At 68.9% G+C, this 12,662-nt stretch carries 13 protein-coding genes and 1 tRNA gene; 3 read left to right on the top strand and 11 right to left on the bottom strand.

Translation table 11 applies throughout. The features are described from left to right. Positions 1 to 167: 167 nt before the first annotated feature. The 6 genes from IAI54_RS27015 to betB form a co-directional block, all read right to left on the bottom strand. Positions 168 to 1,292: a DegT/DnrJ/EryC1/StrS family aminotransferase gene (locus IAI54_RS27015; RefSeq protein ID WP_187970114.1), complete on the bottom strand. Its 1,125-nt coding sequence runs from the start codon at positions 1,290 to 1,292 to the stop codon at positions 168 to 170. A 150-nt stretch (positions 1,293 to 1,442) separates the two neighbouring features. Beyond that, complete coding sequence (locus IAI54_RS27020; RefSeq protein WP_187970115.1) at positions 1,443 to 1,805, bottom strand: DUF4112 domain-containing protein; 363 nt, start codon at positions 1,803 to 1,805, stop codon at positions 1,443 to 1,445. Next, positions 1,802 to 2,047: a DUF982 domain-containing protein gene (locus tag IAI54_RS27025; RefSeq protein ID WP_187970116.1), complete on the bottom strand. Its 246-nt coding sequence runs from the start codon at positions 2,045 to 2,047 to the stop codon at positions 1,802 to 1,804. Before IAI54_RS27025 ends, IAI54_RS27020 begins: the two co-directional genes overlap by 4 nt. A gap of 162 nt (positions 2,048 to 2,209) precedes the next feature. Continuing rightward, the gene (locus IAI54_RS27030; RefSeq protein WP_187970117.1) at positions 2,210 to 2,809 is read right to left on the bottom strand and encodes an SH3 domain-containing protein; all 600 of its coding nucleotides are present in this window, start codon (positions 2,807 to 2,809) and stop codon (positions 2,210 to 2,212) included. Between the two features lie 258 nt (positions 2,810 to 3,067). Beyond that, positions 3,068 to 3,144: transfer RNA gene (locus IAI54_RS27035), tRNA-Pro, on the bottom strand. A 198-nt stretch (positions 3,145 to 3,342) separates the two neighbouring features. Beyond that, positions 3,343 to 4,806 carry a betaine-aldehyde dehydrogenase gene (betB, locus tag IAI54_RS27040; protein WP_187970118.1) on the bottom strand — a complete coding sequence of 488 codons (1,464 nt, stop codon included), beginning with the start codon at positions 4,804 to 4,806 and terminating at the stop codon, positions 3,343 to 3,345. Positions 4,807 to 4,877: 71 nt separating this feature from the next. Here betB and IAI54_RS27045 point away from each other — a divergent pair, with 71 nt between their 5' ends. Then, positions 4,878 to 5,219 (top strand): type II toxin-antitoxin system RelE/ParE family toxin, encoded by a 342-nt coding sequence (locus IAI54_RS27045; protein WP_187970119.1) that lies wholly within the window; start codon positions 4,878 to 4,880, stop codon positions 5,217 to 5,219. A gap of 32 nt (positions 5,220 to 5,251) precedes the next feature. After that, complete coding sequence (locus IAI54_RS27050) at positions 5,252 to 5,554, top strand: helix-turn-helix domain-containing protein (protein ID WP_187970120.1); 303 nt, start codon at positions 5,252 to 5,254, stop codon at positions 5,552 to 5,554. Positions 5,555 to 5,674: 120 nt separating this feature from the next. Here IAI54_RS27050 and betA read toward each other — a convergent pair whose 3' ends face one another. From betA to betI, 5 genes are read right to left on the bottom strand one after another with little or no spacing between them, the layout of a single operon-like run. After that, complete coding sequence (gene betA / locus IAI54_RS27055) at positions 5,675 to 7,327, bottom strand: choline dehydrogenase (RefSeq protein WP_187970121.1); 1,653 nt, start codon at positions 7,325 to 7,327, stop codon at positions 5,675 to 5,677. Between the two features lie 30 nt (positions 7,328 to 7,357). Then, entirely contained in the window at positions 7,358 to 8,347 is a 990-nt protein-coding gene (locus tag IAI54_RS27060) for a threonine/serine dehydratase family protein (RefSeq protein ID WP_187970122.1), read from the bottom strand. Beyond that, positions 8,344 to 8,988, bottom strand: coding sequence for a glutathione S-transferase family protein (locus IAI54_RS27065; RefSeq protein ID WP_187970123.1), 645 nt, complete (start codon positions 8,986 to 8,988; stop codon positions 8,344 to 8,346). Before IAI54_RS27065 ends, IAI54_RS27060 begins: the two co-directional genes overlap by 4 nt. Before the next feature lies 1 nt (position 8,989). Continuing rightward, positions 8,990 to 10,516, bottom strand: a complete 1,527-nt coding sequence (gene betC / locus IAI54_RS27070) for a choline-sulfatase (protein WP_187970124.1) — start codon at positions 10,514 to 10,516, stop codon at positions 8,990 to 8,992. Beyond that, entirely contained in the window at positions 10,513 to 11,106 is a 594-nt protein-coding gene (gene betI, locus IAI54_RS27075) for a transcriptional regulator BetI (protein WP_187970125.1), read from the bottom strand. The genes betC and betI overlap by 4 nt, the downstream gene beginning before the upstream one ends. A 441-nt stretch (positions 11,107 to 11,547) precedes the next feature. Between betI and IAI54_RS27080 the strand changes: the two genes are divergently transcribed. Then, entirely contained in the window at positions 11,548 to 12,633 is a 1,086-nt protein-coding gene (locus IAI54_RS27080; protein WP_187970126.1) for a BMP family ABC transporter substrate-binding protein, read from the top strand. Positions 12,634 to 12,662 lie beyond the last annotated feature (29 nt).

The raw sequence follows: 12,662 nt of genomic DNA on the forward strand, positions 1-12,662 counted from the left end.
CCGCGAAGGCGAAGACGGCGCCGAAGGGTGGCGCCGGCCGCCTCGTCCTGCGCGGGACCGCGGGGATGGACGGCGAGGCATGGATCCCGGATACGCCGTCCTGCGCTGCGCTCGGACGCCGTTCCGGGATGACGAGGAGGGAGAGGAGGCGGCCGGGGCGGGCCGGCTCAGCCCTGGCGGGCGATGAAGGTGCCGATGGTGTCGCAGATGCGGTCCTGGTCGTCGGCCGTCAGGTAGGGGTGCATCGGCAGGCACAGGATGCGGGAGGGGAGTTCTTCCGAGACGGGCAGGCCGGTCGGCACGCGCGGGAAATGCGCGTAGGCCACCTGCAGGTGCAGCGGCTTGACGTAGTAGATGACGCTCGGGATGCCGGCCGCCTGCAGATGCGCCTTCAGGGCATCGCGGTGCGGGGTCTCGATGGCATATTGCGCCCAGGCCGAGCGACGGTTCTCGGGCACGACCGGCGTCTTGACCACGCCCGCGAGGCCCTCAGCATAGCGCCGCGCCACCACCTGGCGCTCGGCCATCTCGTCTTCGAGGATCGAGAGCTTCTCGATCAGGATCGCCGCCTGCAGCGTGTCGAGGCGGGAGTTCAGGCCGACATGGACGTTGTCGTATTGCGTGGCGCCCTTGCCGTGGAAGGCGTAGGAGCGCAGCGTCTCGGCGAAGGCGTCGTCGTCGGTGAACATGGCGCCGCCGTCGCCGTAGCAGCCGAGCGGCTTGGCGGGATAGAAGCTGGTCGCGCCGACGTCGCCGAAGGCGCCGCAGCGGCGGTTGTCGAGGCTGCCGCCGATCGCCTGCGCGGCGTCCTCGATCACCATCAGCTTCTCGCGCCGCGCGATCGCGCCGATGGCGGGATAGTCGGCGGCGAGCCCGAACAGGTCGACCGGGATGATCGCCTTCGGCGTCAGCCGGCCCTCCGCCTTGACCATGGCGATGGCGGCTTCGAGCGAGGCGGGGTCCATGTTGTAGCTGTCGGGATCGATGTCGACGAAGACCGGCTCGGCCTTCGCCAGCGCGACCACTTCGGCGGTGGCGGCGAAGGTGAAGCTCGGGCAGAACACGGCGTCGCCCGGGCCGATTCCGCTGGCGAGCAGCGGAAGCAGCAGCGCGTCGGTGCCGTTGGCGCAGGCCACCACGTTGCGGACGCCGACATAATCGGCGAGGCGGGTCTCGAATTCGCGCACGTCCGGACCGAGGATGTAGGCGCCGCTGTCGATGACGCGGTCGACGGCAGCCTTCAGGCGATCGTTGATGCGCGCCCGCTGGGCCCCGAGATCGATGAACTGCATTGGCTCTCCAGCACTTCCCGCGCCGGTCCGGCGCCCTGTCCCGACCGTGTCTTAGGACGCGCGCGGGATCATTGCCAGACGCATTCGATCACCATGCGTAGGGTGCGGTAACGTGACGTTATGCAAGGAGAAAAAGGCGGTCGGGACGCGTCAGCGGCCACCGTCGCCGAAATGGCGCCGCAGCAGGCGGACGTTGCGGTTGTTGGCCTTGTAATAGACGTCGAACACCGAGCCCAGCACCGGAATGCTGCCCACGACGGTGTCGAGCGCGACGTTGCCGATCATGCGCGCGATCACATGGCCGGGGGCGCCGGCGCGCCAGCCATGCAGGATGATGTGTCCGGACACCAGGGCGGCAGCGACGTCACCCACGCCCGGGATCAGGCCGGCGACCGCGTCGAGGCCGAAGCGGATGCCCGTGCCGGGGATGTGCCAGCGCGAATCGAGGTTGCGGGCCAGCTGCTCGAGTTCGGCGAGCGTGTCGCCGCGGCTCGTTCCGGCTGCGGCTTTCATGCCGACAGATGCGGCTGCCGCGACTCCTCGAGGGCACGCAGGAAGATGCGGCGCGCGATGTGCGGCGAGGCGCGGCCTTCGCCGGCGGCGCGGCAGGCCTGCCGGGCCGCCCAGTACCATTTGCCGCGGGCCTCCGGCCAGTCGTTCTCGAGCGCGATCGCCGCCTGGACGGCATCGTGAATCTCGAGCGGGCGCGCATCCTCGCCCTGCAGCAGTCTTACCGGTTCATGGAAGAGGGTCATCGCCTGCACTCGCTCTCTGGGGGCCGCATGATGAACGTGCGGGAAGGGGCGTGGTTCCCGCGTCCCGCGCACGTTCGACCATTCCATGCAAAGCTTTCCCTTGCGTGAAGGCGCCGCCGTCGCGGGACGGCGGCGCCACGGCCTTCGCGACTCGGGGAGGCGTCAGTCCCAGCGTTCGCGGCGCAGTTCCCGCCGTTCGCGGCGCAGGTCACGACGCTCCTCGCGCACCTCGCGGCGGTGGGGCCGCAGGTTCTCGCCGTTGCGCCGTGCTTCGCGCAGATCGCGGCGGGCGTCGCGCAGGTCCTCGCGCGCCTCGCGGACGTCGCGGCGCTCGCTTCTCAGTTCGCGCCGTTCCATGCGGTCCCGGCGGTCGAGATAGCGGTCGCGGTACCAGGGCCGGTCGCGGTAGTAGCGCCCGTGATAGGCATAGGGCTCGAAGCCGACCACCGGCAGGCCGATGGAGACGCCGACGGACGAGATCGTGCGGTCGCGGTAGCGCTCGCTGCGATAGGCGAGGTAGTTGCCCGACACCCAGCCCCGCTCGCCGCGCCAGCCGACGTCGCACCAGTTGTAGCCGTCGAGACAGCCGTGGACGACCACGCCGTCGCGCGACGGGATCGTGTCGAAGCGCTGATAGGATGTGCCGGGACCCGTCCGGATGTTCAGGTCTGTGGTCGTGATGGCCTGCGTGGCGGCGATGGCCGCGCCGGGAGCCAGAAGCCCGAGGGCGAGCGTCGTCGTGATCAGGTTTCGCTTCAGCATGGGGAATCTCTCCTTCGGTTGAGCGGTTCCTTTCCCTTCGCCCCCGAAATCATCGGCGCGCGGGATCGTTCCGGTTCGAAAGGAGGCGATTTGGAGGCAGGGGCGCGGGCGGCCGACGCGAGGCCGTCGGGCGGGCCGTCCGCGATCGACGCCGGAGACGGCGCGCCCGACGCGGACCGCGCCGGGATTTCGGTCGATGCGAAGGAGGCGGCGCCCCCTTGCCAATCCGCTCGAAACATTCGGGAAAATCGGGAAATCTGGTCGGAGTGGCAGGATTTGAACCTGCGACCCCATCGTCCCGAACGATGTGCGCTACCAGGCTGCGCTACACTCCGTGACCAGTCGGGGGGGTCTATAGCGCCCGCCCGGCGATCCTGCAAGCGCGTCGTCTCATATTTTCACGATGCTGCGTGCTTCCGTTGCGCGCCCGGCCGGTTGCGGCGGATCGCAGCCGGCAAAGGGTGCTTCACGCGCGGGAGACAGGGCGGCCGGAGCGGGATGCCGGCCGCCGCTGCAAGGGCCCGGCGGGGGGCTCAGTAGGGGCTCTGGACGTCGCCGGTCTCGACGTAGACGGTCTTCAGCTGCGAATAATGGTGCAGCGCGGCGAGCGAGTTTTCGCGGCCGATGCCCGACTGCTTGACGCCGCCGAAGGGGATTTCGGCCGGCGAGAGGTTGTAGTGGTTGATCCAGCAGGTGCCGGCCTGCAGGTCGGCGATGACGCGGTGGGCGCGCGGCAGGTCGCGGGTGAAGACGCCGGCCGAGAGCCCGAACTCGCTGTCGTTGGCCCGCTCGATCGCCTCTTCCTCCGACGAGAAGCCGAGCACGCTCATCACCGGGCCGAAGATCTCCTCGCGCGCGATGCGCATGTCGTCGACGACGCCGGTGAAGATGGTCGGCTCGACGAAGAAGCCGCCCTCCAGCCCCTGCAGCCGCGGCACGCCGCCGCCGCAGGCGAGCGTCGCGCCCTCGGCCTTGCCGATGGCGATGTAGCCCATGACCTTCTCGTGCTGCTGGGCATTGATCAGCGGCCCCATCTGGGTCTCCGGATCGAGCGGGTCGCCGATGCGGATCGCCTTGGTGCGGGCGAGGAGCCGGTCGAGGAAGCGCTCGCGGATGCCGTCCTGGACGAAGACGCGGGTGCCGTTGGAGCAGACCTGGCCGGTCGAGTAGAAATTGGCGAGCATGGCTCCGCCGACCGCGTTCTCGACGTCGGCATCGTCGAAGACGATCAGCGGCGACTTGCCGCCGAGTTCCATGGTGGCGTGCTTCATGTGCGAGCCGGCGAGCGCCAGCACCTTGCGGCCGGTGGGCACCGAGCCGGTGAGCGAGACCTTCGCCACCGTCGGGTGCGAGGCCAGCGCCGCACCGACGTCGCCGAACCCCTGCACGACGTTGAAGAGGCCGTCGGGCAGGCCGGCTTCGGTGTAGATCTCGGCGAGCGCCAGCGCCGACAGCGGCGTGTTCTCGGACGGCTTGAAGACCATGGCGTTGCCCATGGCGAGCGCCGGCCCGGACTTCCACGCCGCGCCCTGGATGGGATAGTTCCAGGCACCGATGCCGACGCAGACGCCGAGCGCCTCGCGCCGCGTGTAGGCGAAGGGGCCGCCGAGATCGACATAATCGCCGGTCACCGAAGCGACCGCGCCGCCGAAGAACTCCAGCGCATCGGCGGCCGAGGCCGGGTCGGCCACCAGCGTCTCCTGGATCGCCTTGCCGGTGTCGAGCGTCTCCAGCCGCGCCAGCACGGCGTTGCGCTCGCGCAGCAGGTCGGCGACGCGGCGCAGGATGCGGCCGCGCTCGACCGGCTTCAGCCGCGCCCACGCCCCCTGCGCGGCGCGCGCGGCCTCCACGGCGAGTTCGACGATGTTGGACGTTGCGGCATGGACGCGCGCGATCACCTCGCCGGTGGCGGGGTAGACCACGTCCATCGGCCGCCCGCCCTCGTCCTCGACGAAACGGCCGTTGATGTAATGCGAGGCTTTCGGCTGGGCGTTCATAGTCGGGGCTCCGTTGGTCGGGCGAGGGCGGGGCTGTTGAGGATGTGTACCATCTGTGGTACGCAACCCGTATGAAGCGGATAGTCGCTCGATTCTATCGCACGCGAGCAGGAAGGGAACCGGTGCGAGAGTGGCTCGCGGGTCTGGACGCGGCCGACCGGAGGATCGTCGGAATGGACATTGCGACAGTGGAGTTCGGTTGGCCGATCGGAATGCCGATCTGCCGCTCGGTCGGACGCGGGATTTTCGAAGTCCGTTCGACCATCCGGTCCGGGAACGTCGAGGCACGGACCTATTTCGCTCCGGAGGACGGCCAGATGCTGCTGCTGCATGGCGCCGATGGAAAAGACCGGCAGCGGGACGACGTCGAACCGGCCATGGCTCGGTTTCGAGATCATCGGCGTGGTGCCTGAGCACCGATTGGAAAGAGAGAAGGATGCGGAACATGACCGAGGATGGAACGACCCGCGAAACCGTGGGCGGGACACTGGAGGAGTTTCTCCATTCGCTTGGCGAGCGCGAGGACGTCTACGGCGAAGCCATCAAGCGCGTCCTGGCGTGGCAGATCGAAGAAGCCCGCCGCGCGTCCGGCCTTTCCAAGAGCGAGGTCGCGCAGCGGATCGGAACGAGCCGGTCGCAACTCGACCGTGTTCTCGACCCTGCCAACGTGTCGGTCTCTCTCGAAACCCTCGACAAGGCGGCGCGCGCGGTCGGCAAGCGCCTGCACATAGAGATCGTTGACGCCTGAGAGGATGTGAAAGAATGCCCTTTCCGCGCTCGATAGGCCAAAATTCGCAAGGATTTCAGCGGGCATTTTTTCGCAGCCTCGATTGGTTCACATGCTCTGACCGCTCCGGCGCCACCTGCCTCACCGGTCGCTGACCTGCCAGCGCGGGTTGATCCAGGGCTCCTGATTCGACGGCGGCAGCGGGGTCTTGCCGAGGATGTGGTCGGCGGCCTTCTCGCCGGTCATGATCGACGGGGCATTGAGGTTGCCGTTGGTGATGCGCGGGAAGATCGAGGAGTCGGCGACGCGCAGGCCCTCGACGCCGATCACCCGGCATTGCGGGTCGACGACGGCCATCGGATCGTCGGCGCGGCCCATCCGGCAGGTGCCGCAGGGATGGTAGGCGCTCTCGACGTGCGCGCGGATGAAGGCGTCGAGCTGGTCGTCGGTCCGGACCTCCGCGCCCGGCGAGAGTTCGCGGCCGCGATAGGGGTCGAAGGCCTTCTGGCCGAAGATCTCGCGCGTCAGCCGGATGCAGTGGCGGAAGTCGGTCCAGTCGTCGGGATGCGACATGTAGTTGAAGCGGATCTCGGCCTTCGCGGCCGGGTCGGGCGAGCGCAGCGTCACCGCGCCGCGCGACTTCGAGCGCATCGGGCCGACATGGGCCTGGAAGCCGTGCATCTTCGCCGCCGCCTTGCCGTCGTAGCGGATCGCGGCGGGCAGGAAATGATACTGGATGTCGGGATAGTCGACGCCGGCCCTGGAGCGCACGAAGGCCGCCGCCTCGAAATGGTTGGTCGCGCCGAGGCCCGACTTGAAGAGCAGCCACTGCAGCCCGATCCGCGCCTTGGAGACGGGGTTGAGCACCGAATAGAGCGTGACCGGCTGGATCGATTCCTGCTGGATGTAGAGTTCGAGATGGTCCTGCAGGTTCTGCCCGACGCCGCGCCGGTCGGCGACGATGTCGATGCCGCGGTCCTTCAGATGCGCGGCCGGTCCGATGCCCGACAGCATCAGGAGCTTGGGCGAATTGATCGAGGAGGCGGCGATGATCACCTCGCGCCGCGCGCGCACCACCTGCCCGGGCCCGCTTGTGCCGATCTCGACGCCGACCGCGCGGCGGTTCTCCATCACCACGCGGCGGGCCAGCCCGCTGACGAGGCGCACGTTCTGGCGCTTCAGCGCCGGGCGCAGATAGGCATTGGCGGCCGACCAGCGGCGGCCGAGATGGATCGTCTGCTCCATCGGCCCGAAGCCTTCCTGCTGGCGGCCGTTGTAGTCCTCCGTCACCTCGAAGCCCGCCTCGCGGCCGGCCTCCACGAAGACCCGGTAGAGCGGGTTCGCGCGCGTGCCGCGGCGCACGTGCAGCGGCCCGTCGGTGCCGCGCCAGCCCTCCTCGCCGCCATGGGAATGCTCCATGCGCTTGAAGTAGGGCAGCACGTCGGCATAGCCCCAGCCGGTGGCGCCGGCTTCCGCCCAGTGGTCGAAATCGCGGGCATGGCCGCGCACGTAGACCATGCCGTTGATCGACGAGGACCCGCCGATGACCTTGCCGCGCGGCGTGGCGAGCACGCGGCCGCCGAGATGCGGTTCCGGCTCGGTCGACAGGCCCCAGTCGTAGAGGCTCATGTTCATGGGGAAGGACAGCGCCGACGGCATCTGGATCAGCGGCCCGATGTCGGTGCCGCCGAATTCAATGACGATGACGGAGTGCTTCCCGTCTTCGGACAGGCGGTAGGCCAGCGCGCAGCCGGCCGACCCGGCGCCCACGATGACGTAATCGGCTTCAAGCATGGTTTTGCGTGAGGTGCTTGCGCGGCATGGTCAGGCCTCCGCGACGTGTTTCAGGAAATCGGCGAGCGCAATGTTGCCGCCGGTGGCGATGACGAGGACGGTCCTGCCGGCGACGTCGGCTCTGCCCGACAGGAGTGCGGCGAGCGAGGCGGCGCCGGACGGCTCCAGCACGAGCTTCAGCCGTTCGAAGGCGATGCGCATGGCGCCGCGCACGGCGGCGTCCGACACGGCGATGCCCTCGACGCCGGCCACCCGGACCGCTTCGAAGGGCGCGTCGCCCGGCCGCCGCGCCATCAGCCCGTCGCAGATCGTGCTCGGACCGATGGCGGTCGCCTCGATCGCGCCGTGGGCGAGCGAGCGGCCCATGCCGTCGAAACCTTCGGGCTCGACGGCGAGGATGCGGGTCTGCGGCGACAGATAGTGGAAGGCGAGCGACACGCCGCCGATCAGTCCGCCGCCGCCGACCGAGCAGAAGACGAGATCGGCCGCGGCCCCCTTGGCCGCGAGCTGTTCCAGCGCCTCGAGCCCGGCCGCCGCCTGGCCGGCGACGATCTCGGGATCGTCGAAGGGATGCAGCAGCGTGAGCGTCTCCTCGGCGGCTATGGCGCGGGCCTTCTCGGCGGCGACCTCCTCGCGGGCGCGGGTCCCGTGCTCGGTCAGGACCACGCGGGCGCCGTAGCCCGCGGTCGCCTCGCGCTTTGCGGCCGGCGCGTCGACCGGCATGACGATGGTGACGGGAATGCCGAGCGCCTCGCCGGCGGCGGCGAGCCCCTGGGCGAAATTGCCCGAGGAATAGGCGACGACGCCGCGTGCGGCGGCCTCCGGCGAAAGCTGCTTCAGCCGCCAGTAGGCGCCGCGCGCCTTGAAGGAGCCGGCCCATTGCAGCGATTCCGGCTTGACGAAGACGCGGGCAGCACCCGTCAGCTTCGCGAGTGCGGCGGATTCGAGCAGCGGCGTGACCTGGGTGGCCTCGCGGGTGACGGCATGGGCGCGCTGCAGGTGGTCGAGCGTCGGGATCATGACACCCTCAGGCTGTCATAGGAGACCATGACCTGCGCGCCATAGGCCGGGCGGCGGGACAGACGGTCGTAATAGGCCGCGAGCGCCGGCGTCGCGGCGCGCTGGCACTCCAGCGTGAAGTAGCGGTAGAGCAGGGTGCCGACGATGATGTCGGCGAAACAGGGCGCATCGCCGCCGAGGAAGGGGCCCGTGTCGCCGGCGAGGCGCTCGTCGAGCATTCCCGCCAGCGCGGCAAGCCGGGCCTCGGCCGCCGCCAGGGCAGCCGTGTCGCGCATCTCCTGCCTCTGCCCGATCAGGGGCCAGAACACCTGGCCGAGGAAAAGCGGGCCGAAGCTGGTCTTGATCCATTCGGCCCACATGTCGAGCGGCGCCCGCACCGCCGGATCCGTCGGCCAGAACCGGTCCGATCCGTAGCGCGCGCCGAGATAGCGCACGATGGCCGCGCTCTCGAACAGCGTCAGCTCGCCGTCCTGCAGCACCGGCACAAGCCGGTTCGGGTTCATGGCGCGGTACGCCTCCGTATCGGTGCCGCCGAAACTGCCGCCGACGTCGACCCGCTCGCAGGGCAGGCCGATCTCGGCCAGCGCCCACATGACCATCTGGACGTTCGAGGAGGTGGCGCGACCCCAGACCTTGATCATCTCACTCTCCCCGCGGAAACCGCTTGGCTTCTTCGAGCACGTTGAGATCCATGTGGTTGCGCATGTAGCGTTCGGAGGCCTGGCGCAGCGGCTGGAAGTCCCAGGGGTAGTAGGAGCCGTTGCGCAGCGCCGGATAGACGACCCAGCGGCGCGCCTGGCTCTCGCGCACGTCCGCGTCGAAGCGGGCCATGTCCCAGCGCGCGCGCACCATGCCCATGCACCGGGCGACGGTGTCGGCATGCGCGGGATCGGCGGCGAGGTTGGTCAGCTCCAGCGGGTCGGCCGCGAGGTCGAAGAGCTGCGGCGGGTCGATCTCGCAATGGACGAACTTGAAGCGTCCGTCGCGGATCGCGACCAGCGGCGCCTGCGAGCCCTCCGCGGCATATTCCATCAGCACCGGCGCACTGCGGGAGGCGCCCGACAGCTGCGGCACGAGCGAGACGCCGTCGGTCCAGGGCATGATCGCGGCGAGGTCGATCCCGGCGAGATCGCAGAGCGTCGGCAGAAAGTCGAGATTGGAGGAGGGCGCATCGATCCGCCCGGCGGGGATGCCCTTGCCGGCGACCATCAGCGGCACGCGCGCGGAGCCCTCGTAGAAGCACATCTTGAACCACAATCCGCGCTCGCCCAGCATGTCGCCGTGGTCGGAAGCGAACAGGATCAGCGTGTCGTCGAGCATGCGCGTGCGGGCGAGCACGTCGATCAGCTCGCCGATCTTGTCGTCGAGATAGGAGATGTTGGCGAAATAACCCTGCCGCGCCCGCCGGACCATGTCGGGCGTGATGTCGAAGGAGGGGTAGTCGCTGGCGACGTAGAGACGCTGCGAATGCGGGTCCTGCGCCTCGTAGGGGATGAAGCCGACCTGCGGCTCCAGCGCCGGACAGTCCTCGTAGAGGTCCCAGTATTTCCGCCGCGCCACGTAGGGGTCGTGCGGATGGGTGAAGGAGACGGTGAGGCACCAGGGCCGGCGCCCGGGATCGGTCGAGTGGCGGGCGTGCTCGTAGAGCCGTTGCGTCGCCAGGAAGCAGACCTCGTCGTCATACTCCATCTGGTTGGTGATCTCGGCGACGCCCGCACCGGTGACCGAGCCGAGATTGTGGTACCACCAGTCGATGCGCTCGCCGGGCTTGCGGTAGTCGGGCGTCCAGCCGAAATCGGCCGGGTAGATGTCGGTCGTCAGCCGCTCCTCGAAGCCGTGCAGCTGGTCGGGGCCGACGAAGTGCATCTTGCCCGACAGGCAGGTGTGGTAGCCGGCGGCGCGCAGATGGTGGGCGAAGGTGGGGATCGACGAGGGGAACTCGGCGGCGTTGTCGTAGACCCGCGTGCGCGACGGCAGTTGCCCGCTCATGAAGGCGGCGCGGCCCGGCGCGCAGAGCGGCGAGGCGGTGTAGTTGTTCACGAAGCGCGCCGAGCGCCGCGCCAGCGCCTTGAGGTGCGGCGCGTGCAGGAAATCGGCCGGGCCGTCGGGGAACAGCGTCCCGTTCAGCTGGTCGACCATGACGATCAGGATGTTGGGCTTCGAGGTCATGACACGGCTCCGGCGACCGACAGCTTGGATTCGAGATGGTCTTCGACGAGCGCGATGGCCGCGGCGGCATCCGGCGGCTGGTCCTTCAGGGCGTGGCGGATGTAGAGCCCGTCGATCAGGGCCGCGATGCCCTCGGCGGCGCGGGTCGCGGCAGGCCGCTCGAGCAGGCCGACGAGCCCGCTCATCAGGTTCGAGTGGAGCCGCCGCGCATAGACGCGCAGCAGCCGGCGCATCGCCGCCGAGCGCTGCGCTTCCACGTAGAAGGCGAGCCAGGCCGCGATGATCTCCGGCCGGAACTGCTTGTCGGAGAAGTTGACGGCGATCACCGCCGAGACGCGCGCCCGCGGCGTGCGCGCCTGCGCCAGCGCGGCCCGGCAGTCGGCGCCGAGTTCCGACAGGAGATGGCGCATGGTGGCCTGCAGCAGGTCGGTCTTGGCGCCGAAGTAATGATGCGCGAGCGCGGAGGACACCCCGGCGATTCCGGCGATCTCCGACATGGTGACGTCGACCGAGCCCCGCTCGCCGATGGCGGCGATCGTGGCGTCGATCAGCGCCCTGCGGCGCACGGGCTCCATTCCGACTTTGGGCATTCCGAACTCCGTGGATGTGCGAGGCTAGATTTGATTGACGCATCAATCAAGAAAAAACCGAGAGACGCGTCGAGGGCGGCCGCCGGCGTCGCGACGTTGCCGCGGACGACGGCAGACGGTCATCCCGCGATCACATGCGCGATCGGTGTGCGGTTGCGGTCCCAATGGGCGGCAACGGGCGGACGACGAAAGAAAAGATCGGGCTGAAACGAAGCATAAGCTTGAATAATGGGCACAAAATATCGACGCGCTGATGATAAAGAAAGCACGAAAAATCAGATAACATTGACGATTGACAGGACTCCGGCTCGTATCGCAGTCTCGTACGAAGGCGAAAGATCGTCAGTTCAATCATAAATCGGGCGCTGCAAGTCGTGGTGCCACAGGTTGTTACGCGCGACTTCTCGCGCGGACGTTTTGCTGTTTCAAAAGGGGTGTACCATGGACTTCAAACGCTTCGCTCCACGCCTCGCATCGGCGGGTGCGCTCGCCCTGTTCGCCGCCATCGCTCCCGCCGCGGCGGACTTCGCCGCGGTCGGGAACCCGAAGCCGGCAGTCATCCTGTTCGGACCGGCCAATGACGGCGGCTGGTCGCAGGCGATCGACGAGGCGCGCCAGAAGCTCGAAGGCGATCTCGGGCTGAAGATCCCGCAGGCGGCGGAGGTGCCGGAAGCGGCCACCGCCATCCGCCCGGCCGCGGAGCTGTTCATCGAGCGGGGCGCCAACATCGTGATCGGCTCGGCCTTCGGCTATTCGGACACGTTCGCGACGCTGGCCGAGCAGTTCCCGGAGGTCGTGTTCATCAACCCGGCCGGGACGACCAACGGCAAGAACCTGAAGAGCGTCTACGGCCGCACCTACGAGACGCATTATCTGTGCGGCATGGTCGCCGGCGGGCTGACCAAGTCGAACAAGATCGGCTTCGTCGCGGCCAACCCCTTCGGCCTCGTCAACTGGACCGTCAACGCCTACCTGCTCGGCGCCCGCCAGGTAAATCCGAACGTGGAACTGTCGGTCGTCTTCACCGGCGCCTGGGGCGATCCGGTCAAGGAGCGCGCGGCCGCCGAGGCCCTCATCGAGCAGGGCGCGGACGTGCTCGGCCAGCACGTCGACACGCCCACGGTGCAGATCGTGGCGGCCGAGAAGGGCGTCTACGGCACCGGCCACCACCGCGACCTGTCGGAGTTCAGCAGCGCCACGCAGTGCTCGTCGGTGTGGACCTGGGAGCGCTTCCTGAAGCCCGAGATCGAGAAGATCGCGGCCGGAACCTTCGAGGCCGCCCCGTACGGCGCCTTCCTCTCCATCGGCGAGGGCGCCATCGACGTCGCCTGCTGCGGCCCGGCCGTCTCCGAGGAGCTGAAGGCCAAGGTGATGGCCGAGCGCGAGGCGATCCTCGCGGGCAAGCAGATCTTCGCCGGCCCGCTGGCCGACCGCGACGGCAAGGAGCGCGTCGCCGCAGGTGCTTCGCTCGGCGACGCGGATCTCTGGGCCATGGACTGGTACGTCGCCGGCGTGAGCGGGCAGTAGCCCCGCTCATCCTCCGATTGCTGGTGGTG

It is taken from the genome of Aquibium microcysteis, from assembly GCF_014495845.1.
In the GTDB taxonomy this organism is placed as follows: Bacteria; Pseudomonadota; Alphaproteobacteria; order Rhizobiales; family Rhizobiaceae; genus Aquibium; species Aquibium microcysteis.

Coding starts and splice junctions, on each gene's coding strand:
- IAI54_RS27065 (WP_187970123.1), bottom strand. CDS start 8,988: ATGATCAAGGTCTGGGGTCGCGCCACCTCCTCGAACGTCCAGATGGTC.
- IAI54_RS27045 (WP_187970119.1), top strand. CDS start 4,878: ATGAAGCGGATAGTCGCTCGATTCTATCGCACGCGAGCAGGAAGGGAA.
- betI (WP_187970125.1), bottom strand. CDS start 11,106: ATGCCCAAAGTCGGAATGGAGCCCGTGCGCCGCAGGGCGCTGATCGAC.
- betA (WP_187970121.1), bottom strand. CDS start 7,327: ATGCTTGAAGCCGATTACGTCATCGTGGGCGCCGGGTCGGCCGGCTGC.
- IAI54_RS27060 (WP_187970122.1), bottom strand. CDS start 8,347: ATGATCCCGACGCTCGACCACCTGCAGCGCGCCCATGCCGTCACCCGC.
- IAI54_RS27015 (WP_187970114.1), bottom strand. CDS start 1,292: ATGCAGTTCATCGATCTCGGGGCCCAGCGGGCGCGCATCAACGATCGC.
- betB (WP_187970118.1), bottom strand. CDS start 4,806: ATGAACGCCCAGCCGAAAGCCTCGCATTACATCAACGGCCGTTTCGTC.
- betC (WP_187970124.1), bottom strand. CDS start 10,516: ATGACCTCGAAGCCCAACATCCTGATCGTCATGGTCGACCAGCTGAAC.
- IAI54_RS27025 (WP_187970116.1), bottom strand. CDS start 2,047: ATGACCCTCTTCCATGAACCGGTAAGACTGCTGCAGGGCGAGGATGCG.
- IAI54_RS27050 (WP_187970120.1), top strand. CDS start 5,252: ATGACCGAGGATGGAACGACCCGCGAAACCGTGGGCGGGACACTGGAG.
- IAI54_RS27030 (WP_187970117.1), bottom strand. CDS start 2,809: ATGCTGAAGCGAAACCTGATCACGACGACGCTCGCCCTCGGGCTTCTG.
- IAI54_RS27080 (WP_187970126.1), top strand. CDS start 11,548: ATGGACTTCAAACGCTTCGCTCCACGCCTCGCATCGGCGGGTGCGCTC.
- IAI54_RS27020 (WP_187970115.1), bottom strand. CDS start 1,805: ATGAAAGCCGCAGCCGGAACGAGCCGCGGCGACACGCTCGCCGAACTC.